This window comes from Robertmurraya massiliosenegalensis JC6 (assembly GCF_000311725.1).
In the GTDB taxonomy this organism is placed as follows: Bacteria; Bacillota; Bacilli; order Bacillales; family Cytobacillaceae; genus Robertmurraya; species Robertmurraya massiliosenegalensis.
Genome location: NZ_HE978513.1, coordinates 506,317 through 525,026 on the forward strand (window position 1 = coordinate 506,317; position 18,710 = coordinate 525,026).

Consider the following 18,710-nt stretch of genomic DNA (forward strand, 5'->3'; position numbering starts at 1 on the left):
CATTAAAAATGTTCGTTTTTTAATTTATCTTATATTGAAATCGACTCAATTATTCGTTTTTTAATTCCCTTCTTTTGTCGGTCCCATTACACCTGGAACTGGCAAACCAGCTTGACGAAGTAGAACGGTCATTTGACCACGATGATGCGTTTGATGGTCAATAAGTCCTCTTAACAAGGCACCTCGTGGAGTTGGTCCTGCAAAACTTTCCACCGTTTCAAGCATTTTTTCATCAGTCAAATTTGTTTCTATTGCTTGTTTTACAGCTTCAGCGCTTTTTTTATAAGCATTAACAATTTCCGTTGCCTTCGTTGGCACTACTTTTGGGTCACCTGGAGATTCTATTTTTTCACCTACAAGGCTCAAGAAGAATACAGGACATGTCGCTAGATGCCAGCCTAGCCAGCCAAGAGTACTATGCCCTTCCACAATTGCTTGCCCTAATTTGTCATCTGACAATGATTCAAGAACTCGAAGTGTGCCCCCCGCTGAATGATTCCAATCAACTATAAAGTCATTCACTGTTCTATACATATTCCCAGCTCCCGTTCCTCATATATTCGATAAAATAACATCACGATTGTCCCTATTCTAGTCTAAATGTTAAAACTTCTTCTTGCAAATAAGATGTTCTTTATAGCATCAATTAGAATGAATTAGAATGAATTAGGTGAATTTAATGATAAGGAGGGATGTTATGTCACTGTGCAACACGCACTTGTATATCTAAATCCCCTTTTGTCAGACTTTTTGGCACCACAATACTTCAAACATGCTGGACATCTACAAATGGTAGTTGTTCAATAATTTTCTTTTTATGATATAAGAATGCCTTCTCAGCTTTCTCACACAATAAATTTGGCTTAGAAAACTTACTTTTTCCATTTTGTTCTCCTAATTCGATTCAATTACTGGGTAAGCTTTTTATATCATTAATTAACTCTGGCAATCCATTTTCGAATAAATGCTGCGCCCCTTTAAGTTCTCTTTTATTAGCCTGTAGCAGCTTTTTTGCATATGCAATATGGACGATCTTCTCGTCAAGACTGTGATATAGAATTATTTGAGGAATTTCAGTAAGATTAGCTACAAAATCATTTTGAAGATGGAAATCGGCACGTTGCCAGTCTTCGTCAATTCCCCAATAGGGAGCGGAAACTATAAACAAACCAGATATCTTTATGTTATAAGCTTTTTCCGATAAATATTTAAGAAGAACAGATCCGCCTAAGGAATGACCGATAAGTATGACATCACCTGAAAGAGATTTTAGTTCTTGCTCAAGTCGTACCTTCCATTCTACATAATTTGGATTCTCAGGTGTTGGCATGTCAGGATAACGAAAACTGTAGTCTGGCATTAGTTCTTTATTTAAATAGGTGATCAAATTTGAGCTTCCTTGATTTGGTCCTTGTGGGCCAGCACTATGAATAAATATGACTGTCGACTTCATTTTCAATCTTCTTGTAAAAAGTCCTGAATTCCATCTATTCATCCTCATCATCTCGAAACAACTCATGCAAAAACTTTTCCCGTCTCGTTAAGAAATTCAAGGTTAGACTGTAATGTTCCGTTTCTTCGTACGAAATTTCCTGAATGGGAGATTCGTCAAAATGATAGATTTGAGCATCTGGATAACCAAGTAAAATAGGCGAATGAGTTGCGATAATGAATTGTGCTTCATCCTTTGTCACTAGCTCATGGATGACCCTTAGAAAGGATAATTGACGAGCAGGAGATAACGCTGCTTCCGGTTCATCCAATAGGTAGATCCCACCCTCTCCAAAGCGATTTGTGAACAAGGAAAGAAAAGACTCCCCATGCGATTGTTCATGTAGTGATTTCCCACCGTATCCTTGATACTGGAATAAAGGGTCTTCCTCTGCTAACTCATCTAGATAGGAAGCAAAATGATAAAAACTTTCCGCTCTTAAAAAGAAACCTTTATTGATTTTAGGAAACCAGGAAAGTCGAATATAATCCCCTAAATCAGAGGTAGATGCATCAACAGAATATTGATTATTCCGTCCGCCACCAGCACTGTTGAAACCACATTGATAAGAAATAGCCTCTAGTAAGGTCGATTTCCCAGAACCATTTTCCCCCACAAAAAAAGTCACTGGATTATTGAACTCAAGTGTATCGGTATTTTTCAAACTCGGTATCGAGAATGGATAACTATTTGGTTTTTGGATTCTTTCCTTCATTATTTTTACACTTCGTAAATACATTCCCCCCTACCTACCTAAACTGCGAAAGGTGAGTAACTTGATTGAAGTCCTTTATATTCCACTTCCCTTCGGAAAAGGCAATATTATTTATACATGCATTGACTAGTCTAGTTTTCTCAGAGCCTACTTCACCATTAGACAACTCCGCCAATATTGCATTAATCACAGCCCCATGTGCTACAACTATCACTCTCTTAGATTTGTAGTTTTGAGTGATTTTCTCTAATCCAATCGTGACTCTGCTAATTAAATCTTCCCATTCCTCTACATTTATGTATTTCTTATCAGGAAATGTAGTCGTTCTTTCTTGTACAGTCATTCCTTCAGCATCCCCAAAGTGTCGTTCTACAAATTCAGACATTTCGACCATAGGGATTCGTACGATATTACTGATAATTTCTGCCGTTTGTCTTGCTCGCATTAAAGGACTAGTAACGATTAAGTCCCACTTGTCTTTAGCTAAAAATTCTCCACATTCCCTGGCTTGGTATTTTCCATTATTATTTAGAGGGATATCCGTACTTCCTTGCAGTCTACCTATTGCATTCCAATCAGTTTCACCGTGTCGAACTAAACATATCTCAGTCATAAAATCCTCTCCTTATAGCTACAAAATCTAGATTATTATAATCTTTTTCATCATTAAAGGTAGCTCTCCCAAATCAGCCAATATGAAATCTCCTTTTGCATTGATCCAATGCATACCTTTCTTCCAGATTCCTAGCATTCCAACGTCTTGGGCAGCTCTAACATCATTTACTGGATGATCTCCGACAAATATACATTCACTAGGTGAAACATTAAGCTTTTCTATTGCTCTCATAAATATTTGAGGATTCGGCTTTTTCATTCCTTCCCATTCCGATACTAAAATCGTATCAAAATATGGCTCAATTCCCAAAGACTTAATATTATCTATCTGAAATTGCCCAAATCCGTTTGTGATCATTCCAAGGACTAGATTATTTTGCTTCAATTGTTCCAACATGCTTATTAAATTTGGAAAAGGTACACAGTAATTCTTAAATTCTCTAATATAATCCCCAAGTAGTTCCTCCCACGTTAGGTCCTCAATCTGAAACTCATTCACTAGTTGCTGATATACTTTATCTTTCCAAACATACCCATGGTTATCTAATTCAATAAATCTCGAAATATACTTTTCCTTTGGAACATGTCCTAATTGTTTGTCTAATCTCTCATATTGCTCCTCGATGAACCATTTGACTGAGGCATCTCTATCCAATAGCGTTCCATCTAAATCAAATAAAACCGCTTTAATCATTTTGAATGCAATCCCCTCATTTATTTCCTAATCCTTCCTTTTCTCCAATACTCGTGTTAAATCCTGCAAATAGAGAAGAAAAGTATGTCTTGTGAAGGGCCATAAAACCAAGTCTTAATCATATCTTTTGGAAAGTTTGTCTCATGAAGCCTTCATGTTACATGAGTGCTCTCTTTCTTGAGAAAAGTTTGTCTCATGGAGCTTTCATGTTACACGAGTTACTCTCTTTCTTGAAGAAAGTTTGTCTCATCAGGCGTTCATGATACATGAGTTACTCCCTTTCTTGAGGAATGTTTGTCTCATCAGGCGTTCATGTTACATGAATTACTCCCTTTCTTGAGGAATTTTGTCTCATGGAGCCTTCATGTTACATAAGTTACTCCCTTTCTTGAGGAATGTTTGTCTCATGGAGCTTTCATGTTACACGAGTTACTCTCTTTCTTGAAGAAAGTTTGTCTCATCAGGCGTTCATGTTACATAAGTTACTCCCTTTCTTGAGGAATGTTTGTCTCATGAAGCCTTCATGTTACATGAATTACTCCCTTTCTTGAGAAAAGTTTGTCTCATGGAGCTTTCATGTTACATGAATTACTCCCTTTCTTGAGAAAAGTTTGTCTCATGGAGCCTTCATGTTACATGAGTTGCTCCCTTTCTTGAGAAAAGTTTGTCTCATGGAGCCTTCATGTTACATGAGTTGCTCCCTTTCTTGAGAAAAGTTTGTCTCATGGAGCCTTCATGTTACATGGGTTATGCCCTTTCTATAAAAAAGTATGTCTTATGAAAGGTTTACGAAACAAGTTTTAAGCCGTTCCACAAGAAAAATGCAACTGCCATTTCAGCAGTCGCATTTAATTCATTTTCTCAATCCTATTTTTCGGAAGATAGATTGTAAGAACAAACCAATTATCATGCAGTTCCGCTTCCATTTTCCCATTCATTTTTTCAATAAGTTTTTTCGACAAGTATAAGCCTAGTCCACTCGCTTCCGTGTTGGTTCTGCTCGCAACCTCTGAATAAAAACGCATAAATACTTTTTCTACAGCCATTTTACTATCAGATTTGATGTCATTTTTTATCCTAAAAACGAGATGATTTTCCTCATTCTCATAGCTAATAATCGCTGTACTTTTTGCATAACGAAGGATATTTTGAACAATGTTCTCGATCACCCGAGTTAGCATCAATTTGTCTCCAATAATTTGTGTATCACTACTTTGTTCGGGAAATTGAAGTTCAATTTTCTTTTCCTCTAATTGTTCATAAAAAGTCAAAAAGATTTCTTCCACTAACTTAGATAAGGAAATCGACGATAACTCCATTTCTTTTTGATTCGTTTCGATACGAGCCAAGTCATAGAAGTGCTCAGTCATTTCCATCAGTCGTTTTACGGACTGCTCAATAATCGATAAATAATGTGCTCTCTTTGCATCATCCGTGCTTCCATGTAAGAGTTGCACATACCCATTAATTGATGTGAGTGGCGTCCGCAAATCATGTGAAAGACCAGCGATCGTTAGCTTTACATTCTCCTCCATTTGTTTTGCTTGAAGATTTTTGGCTTCAAACTCATCAATCATTTGATTCAATTCATCAACTAAATCTAGCAAAGCCTTTTCACGAAAATTCAAAGATAATCTCCCCCCAAAGCTCGCACGTGTCGGAAGGCTTTTAATCTCTTCTTTCAAATTTCGTATTTCTCTTCTCAAAAAGTACATATAAAAAAGAAGCGCAAATGCCAGGAAAACAAATATCCATCCCCACATTTCATCCACGCTCCTTTCTAATCAAATTTGAAGCCAATGCCCCAAATCGTTTTAATATAGTTTGTATCGTCATAATTTAGTTTATTTCTTAGATTGCTGATGTGCATGTTAATCGTTTTATCACTATCAAAATAAGGTTCATTCCAAACGCTCTCGTATATATTTGTTCGACTTAACACTTTTTGCGGATGCTCAAGAAAAAGAAGGAGAATGGCGTACTCGCGACCAGTTAAATGGACGGTATGATCATTGACGAATACATCACGGGTCTCTATGTCGATACGAATATTTTTATAATGGATTTCTTTCTGCTCGTTAACAGAAACTTTTGAAGCATGGCGCAATTGAATGTGAACTCGTGCAAGAAGTTCTTTCACATCAAATGGCTTCGTAAGGTAATCATCTGCTCCATTTGTCAAAAGCTCCAATTTCGTGTCTTGATCCGATTTAGCTGAAATGACAATCACAGGTACACCGGATTTTTGCCGGATTTCCTGAAGAAATTCTTCTCCATTCATCCCCGGCAACATTAAATCTAAGAGCACTAAATCTACTTGATTTTGTTGGAAAAGTAATCTTCCCTCTGTCCCTGAGAATGCACTTAATGTATTTAAATTCTCCAACTCTAATGTTTCTTTCATGAGCGAATGAATGGCCATATCATCTTCAATGATTAATACCGTTGTCATTTTTACCAACCTACTTTATGTCTGTTCGTTTAAACAAAATAATTCCTATAGTTGATGATAACACGATTGTGATCATACTAACCAATATCATTTCAGGATATCTTGCCACATCTATTGGACTTGCGAAATCGGAATAGAACAAAAATGATTCTGTAAACCAATATGTCACATGTTTAAAATGCTCGGTTTCTAGAAAAATTGTTGCACCAAAACCTGTTCCAATCGTATAAAGGAAGCTCCAAACAAGGGAAATTGCACTGTTTTTTGTTATAAAGCTAAACATCACATAGATAGATACATTGGCCAAAATCAAGATATAAAGGGTGATAAAAGTTTTCATCGCATACCAGCCGTAATGACTTATTTCAGACACTTCCCCAAAGCCTAGAACAATTGAAAAACTGATCATACCAATCACTGTCATGACAACTACACCAACCAATGCAAGTAGAGAAGCCATGACCAATTTTGATAGATAATAATGAGTGCGACTACGACCTAAAGACAAGGCATTGCGAATGGTCCCATTTTGAAATTCTTCACCAATGAAAAATCCAATAAATGCACACATCGTAAGCAACACAGTCAAACCGTTTTTCTCCATCATGAGAATGCCTGTTGCCCCATTAATAACGGTGTCTTTTGCCTGAATAAGCTCTGTCCCATAACTCACAATCATTTTGCTATTCACCGCTTGAATGAGAGGAAGCAAAACTAAAATTCCAAGTACAATCATTAGTTTTTTACTGCGAATTAATTTAATCCTCTCCGCTGTTAAAAGATTAAGCATTTTTGTTTCCCCCTGTTAATTGTAAAAAATATTCTTCAAGTTTTTGTCGAGTTGTCCCAATTCGTGAAACGTTCACATCAGCTAAGATTAAAGAACGATTGATCGTAGAGACATCATTTAAACGTTCATAAATGTTGATGTCAGTCCCATTGATGACTTCATAATCACGAATCCCTAATTCATCTAGCACGACAACGGCTTTTTGAACCTCAGTAGTTTCTAATTCAATATATTGGCGCGTTTCATTTGCGAGCTCTTCTCTTGAAAGCTCTTTAATAAGTCTTCCATCATGTAAAATGCCATAATGGGTAGCGATTTGTGAAAGCTCATCGAGTAAATGACTTGAAAGCAACACGGTGATTCCCCTCTCAGATACCAATCGATGAATGATTTCACGCATTTCAACAATCCCTGATGGGTCAAGCCCATTTGTTGGCTCGTCTAAAATTAAAAATTCAGGATGAGTAATAAGTGTTGAGGCGATCGCTAAGCGTTGACGCATTCCTAATGAAAAGTTCTTCGCTTTCTTTTTTCCGGTATGCTCTAAGCTCATTAAACGAAGCAGGTCATCAATCTCCCGTTCACTGACACCACCGTTTGCCGCTTGTACTCTGAGATTATCCCGAGCTGTTAATTCTGGGTAAAGGGCAGGCGTTTCAATCGATTGGCCCATTTTTCTTCTTGCATGTTGCAATCCCTTCGCACCTGTTTTCCCAAACAGTTCAATTTCACCCTCATCGATTGTGATTAATCCCATCACAGTTCGCATGAATGTCGATTTCCCGGCACCATTCTCGCCAATTAGACCATAAATCATTCCCCGCTTAATTTCGATTGACACTTTATCGAGGGCTTTGTGTTTCCCATATTTTTTTGAAACATTGGTTGCTTTAAGAATTGTCTTCGTCATAAAATGTTCTTCCTTTCGAACTTGATAAACTTAGGATAAACAATACGTATAAAAAAATAGACTAGAAAAGTATAAAAAAAGTATAAAGAAGTGACTGCTAAATCATTTAACTATTTTTTAAAAAGCTCTGTTATCATTTATTGACTGACTTTCTTATAGTTACGAAAATTCATAGGCAACGAATTTCACTCCTCTTAAGTAAAGGAAGCTTAGGGAGCAAATATAAGAGCAATTTTGCGGTTGATTCTACATACAAGTAAAATCAACATATAACGATAAAAAAACTGCGATTTATGATAAAAACGCAGTTTTTTTCTAAACAATTTTATTTTACTTCATAACGAAATATTTTATTTTGTACTCTCTACCATAGAGCTTAAAACTACTTTTTCTTCTTAATTTGGAGTTACAAAAGAACCTGATGGCTTGCCAATTATTTCACCATTTTTCATGACGATTTTACCACCAACAATGGTCTGAACTGGCATTCCTTTAATATTAAATCCATCAAATGCTGTTACCTTACTTTTACTATGTAGGTTTTGGCTTTTAATAATCGACTTTTTGTCCATATCCACAATAGTTATATCTGCGTCAGCTCCAATTTTTATTTCTCCTTTGCTTTCAAGTCCAAATAATTTTGCAGGTCCTTCTGAAAGTAATCTTCTCAAATCAAATATCGAAATTTTCTCTTCGTTTACTGCATTTATCATTAGGGGAACCAGTGATTCAACCCCACACATTCCAGCAGGGATTGACCATAAGTCTCCTTCCTTTTCTTCTTCAGTGTGTGGTGCATGATCTGAGCAAACTAATGAAATCGTTCCATCACGTAAAGCGTTCCATAGTTCCTCTTGATCCTTCTTAAATTTCACAGGGGGATATACTTTCATTTTCGGGCCAATCTCTTCATAGTCCTCAGCGGATAAAAATAAATAGTGTGGACATGTTTCCGCAGTTATCGGATAACCTTCCTTTTGTGCTTGACGAATATGTTGAATGCCCTCTGCTGTACTGACATGTAATACATGAAGTCTTGCACCAGTCTTTTTAGCCATTGAGATCCCTGCTTGTATCGTTAATTCCTCCGCTAAATTGGGTCTACCCTCTAGGAGATCCAAGTACGTTTTTCGATTTGGGTCCACAGACACCTTTTGAGTTAAATACTGAATCAAATCACTATTTTCTGCATGGATAGCAAATACTTGCCCTGTCTTTGCCACCTCCTGAAACATCTCAAATACCTCACCGTCAGAAAATGGTGGAATCACATCTTTCATCTCAGGATGATAGTTATACATTAATTGAAAAGTCTGTGAATGAACGGCATAACCCCAGAAGAACTTAAATCCAATTACTCCCGATTGATGCAAAGATGTCAATTCCTCAAGATTCAGTTTCCCAAGACATATAGCCCAAATTCCAAAATTAACAAATGCTTTACTTTCTAAGTTCTTAATCTGTCTTTGCAAGTTTGCTACGTTATTAATTGGCGGATTTGTATTAGGCATTTCAAAAATAGTCGTAACGCCTCCAGCAGCAGCTGCTTGAGTTGAATGATAAAAATCCTCTTTATAGGTGGCTCCTGGATCACGAGAATGGACATGGGTGTCAATAAAACCAGGAAAAATATATTTACCTTCAGCGTTTACTATTTCAATTGCTTCGTCGGATAATTCAGCACTCGTAATGACTTCAATTTTTCCATCTTTCACATAGATACTTCCTTTATAAAGACTCTTTTCTGAAACAATGATTCCATTTTTGATTAATAGATCAAATTTCATAGTATCAGCTCTTTTCTTGATTAGTTGGTTTCTTATAGAAGGTTTATATACAGCGTATCTTCCTCCGTTTACCCTATTTCAATTTTTCCTATTAAATCACGTACATCTGTCATTTCATGCTGATTCATATACGAATCAATTTCATTTAGAATTCTAAGCATCGCATCCGGTTGAATAAAGCTAGAAGTCCCCACTTGAACAGCAGAAGCTCCAGCCAACATCATTTCAATTGCATCTTCTCCCGAAGAAACTCCTCCACAACCAATAATAGGAATCTTTACTACTTGTGCGACTTGGTAAATCATTCTAATAATGACTGGTTTAATTGCTGGGCCTGATAATCCCCCCATAACATTTCCAATCTTCGGCTTCCTTGTATGAACATCAATCGACATAGCTAATAATGTGTTCGCCACATTTAAACTATTGCTTCCTGCCTCTTCTGCAGCTAAGGCAATTTCCTGAATGCTCGTAACATTTGGAGATAGTTTTGCGATGATTGGCTTATGCGTAACCGCTCGTACTTCTTTGATTAGTTTAAAAGTCACTTCTGGGTCCATACCAAAAGCAAGACCATTACCTTTTAAATTGGGACATGAAATATTTAACTCTATCGCAGCAACATCATCACTCTGCGTTACAATATGTGCAATTTCAGCAAATTCATCTATTGAATCAGCCGACAAACTCGAAATTAACGGGGGAGTGAATTTTGAATAGAAAGGAACATAATGATCCATATAATATTGGATTCCTTTACTTTGAATTCCAATAGAATTGATCATCCCTGCCACCGTTTCACAAACACGGGGAGTCTTATTTCCAGAGCGCGGATCAAGTGTGATACTTTTTGGAACAATCGCACCTAATAGATTAAAATCGATCACACTTTCCATTTCAGGTCCGAATGTTCCAGAAGCAGGCATGATGGGATTCTCTAATACTAACCCTCCGATATCAACACGTTTATTTATGAAAGAACCCCTAATCATAAGACCACCTTTTCTAAAGGAAAAACTGGTCCTTCGACACATACTCGTGCACTTTTTAATTCTGTCCCCTCATTGATTTGACAAACACAGGCAAAACAAACGCCCATTGCACAGCCCATATGTTCTTCTAATGCGATTTCTCCTCTTAATCTTTCTTCTTTAGCTATTTTTTGTAATAAGAGGGACAATCTCCTTGAGCCACATGTGTATACTGAACGGATATTGTTCTCAACTAGTAATCTATTAATTAATCCTTCAACATAATCTAGATTACTTGAGCCTTCCTCATCTGTTACTTTGTATACTTTTACTCCAATACTTGAAAGATAACTAGCTGCGAGTAAATCTTTTTCAGATCTCGCACTTACTATAGCAAAGACCCTTTTATTTAACTTAATTGCCTCGTCTGCTAGAGCAGTTAATGTAGCAATTCCAACACCTCTAGCAAGAAGTAATAGTTCAGTCTCATCGTTTTTCACCTGAAATCCATTCCCAAGTGGCCCCATTATATCGATATATCCATCCTGCTTTAGTTCAGTCATTTTCATCGTACCTAATCCTTTGACAAGGTATAAGAATTCAAGTCTCTCATTACGAGCATCGATCCGAAAAACACTTAATGGACGTCTCAAATAAGGATAAACACCATCACTGCATAAAATATTAAAAAATTGTCCAGGCTTAACATTTCTATTTAACTTACCTGCTTCAACTGTCATATGCCAATACCTATCACTTACTTTTACGTTCGAGAGGATTCTAACTTGATTTGTTTCCATGTTGCTTTTCCCCTTTCATCAAAACAATAGCTTGTTCCTTAGTCATTTCCATTAATAAACTTAATCCCTTTTCGATATCATTTAACTCTGTAAATTCGTCTGGATGATGACTTAATCCTTGGACTGATGGGACAAATATTAACGAAGTGGGCCATCTTTTTGACATATTCATAGAATCATGACCTGCTCCACTTGATAGAAACATATAATCTAATCCTAACCTTTCGCATATTAACACATTGTTTTTCAAAAGTTCTTTATCCATTAAAACGGGTGATTCTTCCATCATCCATTCAATTTGAACGGAAACACCTCTGTTATCTTTCATTTGTGATATTCCTTTTTGTAATGCTTGAACGACACGGTTTCTCGATGAAATATTTGAACTTCTTATATCTACCTTTAGTTTTACAAGTCCGGGAATAACATTTATCGCTCCTGGATAAACTTCCATTGTACCAACAGTTCCTACCGTTTCATACTCACTTTCTTTTAACGCAGCCGCTTCAATAAGTAGTGATAACTCGGATGCCGCTAATAATGCATCCTGTCGCTCTTTCATACCCGTTGTTCCAGAGTGGGAACTTTTCCCGGTAATTTTAAGCCCCATTCTTAGTGGAGCCGCAATTCCTGTCACGAGTCCTATATTTTTCTTATTTTCAATTAATTTCATCCCTTGTTCTATATGAAGTTCAAAAAAGGACTTTAGTTCACTTTGTATGCGATTCGCTTTTTCCAATTCTTTTTCGTCAAGATTTTGTCTCTTCAAAGCCTCTTTTAATGTGATCCCCTCACGATCTTTGATTCGAAAGATATCTTTCTTTATATCGCCAATCATAGCTTTACTGCCTATTGTGGAAACATTAAACCTTGCTGATTCTTCACAAGCGAAGGCAATTAATTCGATAGAATGACGAGTTTTTATTCCTTCTTCCATGAAAGCTCTTATTACTTCTAGACCACACACAACACCGAGAGTTCCATCATATTTTCCTCCGTTATAAACGGTGTCCAGATGTGAACCAATCGCAACAGCAGGTAATGAATCATCCTCCCCTTCTAACCGAGAAATCACATTGCCAGCAGGATCAATCCTAGTTTTCATCCCCAAGGCGGTACATTGTTCTATAAGATAATATTTTGCTTTTTCCTCTTCACATGAGTAAGCCAACCTTGAAATTCCATCCTCACTCACTCCAAATTCATTCAATGTTTTCAACGTTTGTAATACTCTTTCCATATTCATTAAAACACCTCATTTATTGCAAAGTAACATATACATTAAAATACAATAAATTGACTGTGGATACATTTGTTTAAAGAGATAGTAAAAGGTAGTTTATTTTGTCCATTTCAACAAAATTAGCTATTTAAAAAAGGCATTGGTGACCAATGCCTTTTTTTGTTTATTTATGTTGTAAGAAGATCACTATTTTCTTCAATATCCTCTAATAGTTGATTGACTTTACTCTTTCCTTCTTGAATCGAAGCTACATTACTAATGATACATGTACCGTTTCTATTGATATGGATGACTGAATTTTGATGTTGAAGAATCATCCCTTGCTCCTGAGGCAATCCTCTTTTCGTTCGAATACTATATTGAATGAAGTTCTCAATCATTTCTTTGATAGAATTTATCGGTTCAACTAGCACGGTATATCGTTGTGTCTCACTACAAAAACGAATGATCTTACATTCTTTAATTGCCGTATGATCGTTTTCGAGAAGGAATTCTTGAACAGCCTTTCTTGGTGAATCAGAATCATAAATAGCACGCCCAATAATACAAAAATCCGCTCCGGCCTCAATGGCATTTAAGAATGAGCCACCTTGTGAACCGATTCCACAACATAATATATTGAGGTCTGGTCCAACTGTTCTTCGCAAATGTTTAATTTGATCTGGACGAGTGCCTGGTGCTTGAATTCCATAACATTGAAAAAAAGCAGCCATCTTCGCAAAATCTTCTGAGAACTTCCTTGTGAATTCTAATCCCCCTGGATGAGTAAGTTCTGTCACTACAATAACACCCATTTCATCTCCCGCTATTTTCTTTATTTCAAATAGAGCGTCTGGGCCGATGAATCCATGGACCATAATCATATCTGCCCCGGCTGCCTTAACTAATTTGACAATTCTATTATTGGTAACTGGTACATCCGCAACCTTAAAATCTGCAATAATGGGTAATGAATATCGATTTTTAAGTTCTGTTATGATTGAGAGACCTTCAGTTAAAATGAGTGGGTAATTAACTTTTATTGCATCAATAAGATCGTGACACTCATCCATGATGTCAAAACTTTTTTTCTTATTAGGCAAATCTAAGGCAAGAATAATTTGAGATTGTTTATTTAAAAACATAAGTTCCTCCCTTAACTAGCAAAATATGATAACCAGCTTTAAGAGTTTCCTCAATTGGCTACTAATCTGTTACGTCATATACCAAATTTAACAGTAGTTTCTAGTTATCCTTATCCTAATTTTCATTCAATTATTGATTGAGGAAAAGTGATTTTTTTCTAGAACCCTCAACAGAAGGTTCAAAATATTGATGGATCTTTAAGCCTAAATGAATCAACAGCTTATCCTCTGACTTTTGAAGATTTAGTCCTGTGATTTGTCTTATTTTTTGGAGCCTATATTTTAGAGTATTAACGTGTATAAATAATGCTTTGGCTGTTTCTTTAAGAGATTCATTACATTTGAAATAGGTCTCTAGTGTTGTAGTTAATTCAAATTCATACTCTTTATCATAATCAATAATCCTTTTAATGACGTCTCCATAAAAATCCGTCAATTCTGCATGATTTTCAATTTGAGCAATCAAACGGTACACGCCCAATTCACTATGAAATATTATCGATTTCTTCATCCATAGCCTCGGTCCTAATGTAATCGTTTTTTGTGCTTCATGATAACTTTTCCGCAGGCCTTGGATTCCTAAGTAGGTTGATCCGACTCCTATTCTAATTCGTGTATGAACCCTTTGTTCAATAAGTAGTAATAATGAATCTAGAATCTTTCTAAAATCTTGAGTCACTCTATTTCTCATTGGAACAATCATAAGCAAATACCTTCTGTATACCGCACATATAATATGAGGATCCAACTCTTTGATCCCTTTTTCTAATTGATTGATATTTCTTGAAAATAAATCTTCCTGTTGAAGCTCTTTTTCAGCGACGACCATACATACATATGGATTACTTTCATGAAGGTTATAAATCCTTCCTTTTTCTAATAAATGTTCAATATTTTTATCTTCGCTAAATAATAAATCACGTATAAAATCATTTTTATAATGCTGCTCTATATCATACTTAATTTTCTTTTTAAGAAATTCTACTGAAAGTAGTGTGGCTGCTTTCTCTTGAATCGCTAAATCTACCTCCATAAACTGTGAATGATAGCTCCAACAAGTTATATTTCCATATAACTCTCCATCTATAATGATCGGTGTCACAATACAGGATTCTTCATTCTTTTCCCTACCTTTTCGAATCATTCGAATAGGTCTTTGTACGACTTCTAATTCTTTAATTTGTTGAGGTGTCATGGGCAATAAACTTTCCAATTGCTCATGAACAGGGATATACGGCACGTTACTTTCCAGTAATACCTTACTTTTTGTTAAATAGGACAATGTTTGAATAAATTGATTAAAATCTCCTTTAGCAATAGAGATTTCATTCAAAACTCTCGTTGCATGCTCTAAATCTTCTTGTAACACGATTTTATCATTGAAAATGGCATGCATAGCAGGTGACAAAATATCAAGGTAGGAGATTTCTTCAGGAATTTCAATGAGCGTTATGCCCATTTCATCCGCCTTTTTTTTCATTTCTTCAGGAATCGCATCAATAAATCTAACAGGCTTAATGGCGAGAGCAGTTGTCCCGGCTTTGTACAGCTTTTCTATTAACTGTATTTGATCATCTAAATCATCTTTTATGGGATATAGACTTGTGATCAAAAGTTCATTTCCTCTTAACCACTGAACAATATCAGGGACCTCCATGATGGTTACGTTTGTTACGATCCTCTCTACTCCCTGCTGTCCCGCTATAATCTTACAATTCCTTAAGCCACCTATATTCATTAGCTTTTTTAATGGTACTCCCATCTTATCCCTCCCCATTACCGTAGAAAGCTTTTTAACGTTGTCATTCTATAAATCGTAATAGGAATAAAGAAACTTCTGGAATGTAAGTAATAATAAATAAACCGACTAAGTTACTTAATAAAAATTTATAGACACCTGGTAACATTTCACTCATCGGAATTTTAGTTATTCCTTGCGTTACAAATAGATTCAGACCAAATGGTGGTGTGTATAAACCAATGGCTAAATTAGAAATCATGATAATCCCAAGATGAACGGGGTCAATTCCCATAGAAACAGCCGTATGGAATATTAACGGAGCAACAATGATGATAGCTGCGACTCCTTCCATGAACATTCCTAAGATTAAAAGAACGACGTTAAGAATTAATAGGAATAAGAATGGTGAATGAATATTCTCTGTTATCCAAGTTGCAATCAATTGAGGAACTTGTCCTCGTGTAAGCATCCAACCTAACACCTGTGCAGCAGCTACTAACACAAGAACCTGTGCTGAAAGAACCGCAGAATCAACACATACTTTATATAAAGACTTTAAATTCATTTCCCTATATACAAATAGACTAATAATCAAAGCATAAACCGCTGAAACACCAGCAGCTTCTGTCGGTGTAAACACTCCTCCATATATTCCACCGACAATGATAACTGGGATCAGCAGCGCCCATAGAGCCTTTTTAGTTGCATCCCACAATTCTTTCCCACTTGCTTTTTTATTACGAGGAATATTGTTCTTTCGTGCATAGTAGTAGATGTAAACTAATGATGTAGAACCTAAAATGATTCCTGCTCCTATCCCTGCGATAAACAAGCTCCCTACCGACACTCCTGTTACAGAACCAAAGATAATCATGGTAATACTGGGTGGAATAATTAAAGAAACTGCTCCTGAAGATGCAAGTAGTCCAGCGGAAAATTTCCTATCATAATTTCCTTTAAGCATTTCCGGATACATAATTTTCCCAATAGCAACCACTGTAGCAGGACTTGAACCAGAAAGGGCCCCAAAAAACATACTTGAAATTTGAGTAGTCATTGCTACTCCTCCAGTAAGATGTCCTACGATTGCTTTTGCCCAGCGTAGAATACGATTAGACAATCCTCCAACTTCCATGATATTGGCAGCAAAAATAAAAAAAGGAAGGGCCATTAAGGCAAACTGGTCGATTCCACCAAAAAGTCGCTGAATAAGAATCATCGGCTGTATATCCGTTAAAAAAATGAGTGTAATAAAGGAAGAGATCGTTAACGCGACGAAAATCGGTGCACTACTAAATAAAAAGAAAAATATTAGTATTATCAAACAAATAATCATACTTGTAACTCCTCGATAGACTCAGGTTTTCTTCTATTATCAAACAAATTCATAACTAGATGGATTAGGGATAATGTTGCACCAAGCGGAATACATAAGTAGACCCAATACATTTTAATGCGAAGGGACGGGGTAATTTGACCGCTATTCATACTAAATAAAACCAATTCAGTTCCATAGTAGATTAAAAAGAGCATAAGAATGATTGATACGAAGTTCACAAAATATCCGATTATTTTTTTCCACTTTTCAGACATATATTCCAAAAAGAAATCAATTCCTACATGCAACCCCCTACCAAAACATACACTACAACCAATAAATGTAATCCAAATCATCATATAGCGAATTAATTCTTCCGCCCAAGTGGTATTAGCACTAAAAAAATAACGAAGGACTATATTAATAAATAGAACAAATGTTGCTGCTAAAATACTGATTCCAAGAAACCATCCTTCGATTCGAATCAACCATACTTTCATAGCTAACATTTTACCACCTTTCATCCCGATATTTTCCATTTATAATATATTTAGGAAAGCTAGGAAATGTTTATTTAATCAACATAACCTGCTTTCCCATTAACAAAAAAAACGATTATTTCTGAGCTTCGTCGATTGCCTCGTATAGCTTGTCTAACAGTTCAACTTGCTGACCTGAATTATATACCTTTGCATGCATTGGAAGTGAAGCTTCTTTGAAAGCGGCTATTTCTTCCTCTGTTAACTCATAATAGTTCACACCACTATCGATGATTTGTTCAAGAAAATCTGCTTCTACCTCTGCAAGATTTTCACGAGCAGCTGTTTTTCCAGCAAGCTCTGCCTCTAGTATTACTTCTTGTAATGAACCTGAAAGTCCATCAAACCATCCTTTATTTGCCATCAGTACATATGTCATAGTTCCGTGATAACTCTGAATTACATTTTTCTGAACCTCATGATAATTATTGAGAAAGATCGTTTGTAGTGGATTCTCTTGTCCATCTACTACACCTTGCTGTAAAGAGTTATAAACTTCTGAATATGGTACTGGTATCGCAGTACCGCCCCATGCAGTGTACTGTTCAATCAAAACAGGTGATTCCATTACACGCATTGTTAATCCTTTAAAATCTCCAGGGCTATGAATTTCTTTTGAACCTGTCGTAAACAATTTGAAGCCACCTGGCCAGTAGCCTAGCCCTTGGAAACCACCTTGTTCAAGTGTTCCTAAAAGTTCCTTACCAACGTCCCCATCTAGCACTTCATATGTTTGCTCTTTATCAGCTGGCCATAAATATGGAAGATCGATTGCCTTTATATCATCGACAAAAGGTGAAACTACTGCCGTTGGTTGCATCGTAATATCTATTTCACCTATCTGAGTACCTTCTACCTGCTCTCTTAAACTACCTAATTGTGAAGCTGGAAAAAGGTTAACTGTGACTTTTCCACCCGTTTTTTCCTCTACTACTTCCTTAAATTTTAATGCTCCAACATGTTCAGGACTTTCAAGAGGCTGGTTATGACTAAAAGTTATCTCCATCTCTTCGAATTCCGCTTCATCTCCGGAAGAAGAATCAGGTTCATCACTACTCCCCCCATTGCTATTATTACTTCCACATGCCACTAAACCTAACATGAACATTAACGAAAAACACAAAATTAATACTTTCTTCATTTCTTTGCCTCCTATTTCTTTTGTTTTTAAAATTTTCTTAATTATATCTATTAATGAATTGTCTGTTTGGACAAATACCTCTTATTTTTTTTATAACAATCAACAACTAAAATAGGTTGAAACACTACTAAACTATTATTCATCCTCATTATGTTAGATTTAATAACATATGACGTTATAAATTATAACATAATTTAATTAAATTGAAATAAAATTCTTTATTTTGACATAATTCTCTTATTTTCAAAATACTCTTTACGCAAACATAAAAAAGCGGGACCAATTTATTTTCATTGGTACCGTCTCTTCAAATCGAATTTTCACTTATCCCCGAATAAATCAAATCCACCTTTAGAGTTAATTATTTATCCCGCACCC

18 protein-coding genes are annotated in these 18,710 nt (G+C 36.1%); all 18 read right to left on the reverse strand.

Going from position 1 to position 18,710, the window contains the following annotated elements:
- Positions 1 to 60 precede the first annotated feature (60 nt).
- Positions 61 to 534: a DinB family protein gene (locus tag BMSHG_RS12365; protein WP_019154771.1), complete on the reverse strand. Its 474-nt coding sequence runs from the start codon at positions 532 to 534 to the stop codon at positions 61 to 63.
- Positions 535 to 904: 370 nt separating this feature from the next.
- Positions 905 to 1,453, reverse strand: coding sequence for an alpha/beta fold hydrolase (locus BMSHG_RS12370; RefSeq protein ID WP_026073439.1), 549 nt, complete (start codon positions 1,451 to 1,453; stop codon positions 905 to 907).
- A gap of 34 nt (positions 1,454 to 1,487) precedes the next feature.
- Complete coding sequence (locus tag BMSHG_RS12375) at positions 1,488 to 2,231, reverse strand: AAA family ATPase (RefSeq protein ID WP_026073440.1); 744 nt, start codon at positions 2,229 to 2,231, stop codon at positions 1,488 to 1,490.
- Positions 2,232 to 2,241: 10 nt separating this feature from the next.
- Positions 2,242 to 2,820, reverse strand: a complete 579-nt coding sequence (locus BMSHG_RS12380; RefSeq protein ID WP_019154774.1) for a histidine phosphatase family protein — start codon at positions 2,818 to 2,820, stop codon at positions 2,242 to 2,244.
- 27 nt (positions 2,821 to 2,847) lie between these two features.
- A complete protein-coding gene (locus BMSHG_RS12385; protein ID WP_019154775.1) occupies positions 2,848 to 3,516 on the reverse strand; it encodes an HAD family hydrolase in 669 nt (222 codons plus the stop codon).
- Between the two features lie 848 nt (positions 3,517 to 4,364).
- Entirely contained in the window at positions 4,365 to 5,144 is a 780-nt protein-coding gene (locus BMSHG_RS12390; protein WP_235776368.1) for a sensor histidine kinase, read from the reverse strand.
- A gap of 152 nt (positions 5,145 to 5,296) precedes the next feature.
- Positions 5,297 to 5,968: a response regulator transcription factor gene (locus tag BMSHG_RS12395; RefSeq protein ID WP_019154777.1), complete on the reverse strand. Its 672-nt coding sequence runs from the start codon at positions 5,966 to 5,968 to the stop codon at positions 5,297 to 5,299.
- Positions 5,969 to 5,978: 10 nt separating this feature from the next.
- Positions 5,979 to 6,758: an ABC transporter permease gene (locus tag BMSHG_RS12400; RefSeq protein WP_019154778.1), complete on the reverse strand. Its 780-nt coding sequence runs from the start codon at positions 6,756 to 6,758 to the stop codon at positions 5,979 to 5,981.
- Positions 6,751 to 7,668, reverse strand: a complete 918-nt coding sequence (locus tag BMSHG_RS12405) for an ATP-binding cassette domain-containing protein (RefSeq protein ID WP_019154779.1) — start codon at positions 7,666 to 7,668, stop codon at positions 6,751 to 6,753. Before BMSHG_RS12405 ends, BMSHG_RS12400 begins: the two co-directional genes overlap by 8 nt.
- A gap of 395 nt (positions 7,669 to 8,063) precedes the next feature.
- Positions 8,064 to 9,455: an allantoinase AllB gene (allB, locus tag BMSHG_RS12410; protein WP_019154780.1), complete on the reverse strand. Its 1,392-nt coding sequence runs from the start codon at positions 9,453 to 9,455 to the stop codon at positions 8,064 to 8,066.
- Positions 9,456 to 9,523: 68 nt separating this feature from the next.
- Positions 9,524 to 10,447 carry a dihydroorotate dehydrogenase gene (locus tag BMSHG_RS12415; protein WP_019154781.1) on the reverse strand — a complete coding sequence of 308 codons (924 nt, stop codon included), beginning with the start codon at positions 10,445 to 10,447 and terminating at the stop codon, positions 9,524 to 9,526.
- Positions 10,444 to 11,226: a dihydroorotate dehydrogenase electron transfer subunit gene (locus tag BMSHG_RS12420; RefSeq protein ID WP_019154782.1), complete on the reverse strand. Its 783-nt coding sequence runs from the start codon at positions 11,224 to 11,226 to the stop codon at positions 10,444 to 10,446. Before BMSHG_RS12420 ends, BMSHG_RS12415 begins: the two co-directional genes overlap by 4 nt.
- Entirely contained in the window at positions 11,207 to 12,472 is a 1,266-nt protein-coding gene (locus BMSHG_RS12425) for a Zn-dependent hydrolase (RefSeq protein ID WP_019154783.1), read from the reverse strand. Before BMSHG_RS12425 ends, BMSHG_RS12420 begins: the two co-directional genes overlap by 20 nt.
- 164 nt (positions 12,473 to 12,636) lie before the next feature.
- On the reverse strand, positions 12,637 to 13,593 hold the full coding sequence (gene pyrF, locus BMSHG_RS12430) for an orotidine-5'-phosphate decarboxylase (protein ID WP_019154784.1): 957 nt from the start codon (positions 13,591 to 13,593) through the stop codon (positions 12,637 to 12,639).
- A gap of 130 nt (positions 13,594 to 13,723) precedes the next feature.
- Entirely contained in the window at positions 13,724 to 15,355 is a 1,632-nt protein-coding gene (locus tag BMSHG_RS12435) for a PucR family transcriptional regulator (protein ID WP_019154785.1), read from the reverse strand.
- Positions 15,356 to 15,395: 40 nt separating this feature from the next.
- Positions 15,396 to 16,670, reverse strand: coding sequence for a TRAP transporter large permease (locus BMSHG_RS12440; RefSeq protein ID WP_019154786.1), 1,275 nt, complete (start codon positions 16,668 to 16,670; stop codon positions 15,396 to 15,398).
- Positions 16,667 to 17,161: a TRAP transporter small permease gene (locus tag BMSHG_RS26170; RefSeq protein WP_019154787.1), complete on the reverse strand. Its 495-nt coding sequence runs from the start codon at positions 17,159 to 17,161 to the stop codon at positions 16,667 to 16,669. Before BMSHG_RS26170 ends, BMSHG_RS12440 begins: the two co-directional genes overlap by 4 nt.
- Before the next feature lie 106 nt (positions 17,162 to 17,267).
- Complete coding sequence (locus BMSHG_RS12450; RefSeq protein ID WP_019154788.1) at positions 17,268 to 18,332, reverse strand: TRAP transporter substrate-binding protein; 1,065 nt, start codon at positions 18,330 to 18,332, stop codon at positions 17,268 to 17,270.
- Positions 18,333 to 18,710: the final 378 nt, after the last annotated feature.

Coding starts and splice junctions, on each gene's coding strand:
- pyrF (WP_019154784.1), bottom strand. CDS start 13,593: ATGTTTTTAAATAAACAATCTCAAATTATTCTTGCCTTAGATTTGCCT.
- BMSHG_RS12420 (WP_019154782.1), bottom strand. CDS start 11,226: ATGGAAACAAATCAAGTTAGAATCCTCTCGAACGTAAAAGTAAGTGAT.
- BMSHG_RS12365 (WP_019154771.1), bottom strand. CDS start 534: ATGTATAGAACAGTGAATGACTTTATAGTTGATTGGAATCATTCAGCG.
- BMSHG_RS12380 (WP_019154774.1), bottom strand. CDS start 2,820: ATGACTGAGATATGTTTAGTTCGACACGGTGAAACTGATTGGAATGCA.
- BMSHG_RS12425 (WP_019154783.1), bottom strand. CDS start 12,472: ATGAATATGGAAAGAGTATTACAAACGTTGAAAACATTGAATGAATTT.
- BMSHG_RS12440 (WP_019154786.1), bottom strand. CDS start 16,670: ATGATTATTTGTTTGATAATACTAATATTTTTCTTTTTATTTAGTAGT.
- BMSHG_RS12450 (WP_019154788.1), bottom strand. CDS start 18,332: ATGAAGAAAGTATTAATTTTGTGTTTTTCGTTAATGTTCATGTTAGGT.
- BMSHG_RS12370 (WP_026073439.1), bottom strand. CDS start 1,453: ATGAAGTCGACAGTCATATTTATTCATAGTGCTGGCCCACAAGGACCA.
- BMSHG_RS12400 (WP_019154778.1), bottom strand. CDS start 6,758: ATGCTTAATCTTTTAACAGCGGAGAGGATTAAATTAATTCGCAGTAAA.
- BMSHG_RS12415 (WP_019154781.1), bottom strand. CDS start 10,447: ATGATTAGGGGTTCTTTCATAAATAAACGTGTTGATATCGGAGGGTTA.
- BMSHG_RS12435 (WP_019154785.1), bottom strand. CDS start 15,355: ATGGGAGTACCATTAAAAAAGCTAATGAATATAGGTGGCTTAAGGAAT.
- BMSHG_RS12385 (WP_019154775.1), bottom strand. CDS start 3,516: ATGATTAAAGCGGTTTTATTTGATTTAGATGGAACGCTATTGGATAGA.
- BMSHG_RS12375 (WP_026073440.1), bottom strand. CDS start 2,231: ATGTATTTACGAAGTGTAAAAATAATGAAGGAAAGAATCCAAAAACCA.
- BMSHG_RS26170 (WP_019154787.1), bottom strand. CDS start 17,161: ATGTTAGCTATGAAAGTATGGTTGATTCGAATCGAAGGATGGTTTCTT.
- allB (WP_019154780.1), bottom strand. CDS start 9,455: ATGAAATTTGATCTATTAATCAAAAATGGAATCATTGTTTCAGAAAAG.
- BMSHG_RS12405 (WP_019154779.1), bottom strand. CDS start 7,668: ATGACGAAGACAATTCTTAAAGCAACCAATGTTTCAAAAAAATATGGG.
- BMSHG_RS12395 (WP_019154777.1), bottom strand. CDS start 5,968: ATGACAACGGTATTAATCATTGAAGATGATATGGCCATTCATTCGCTC.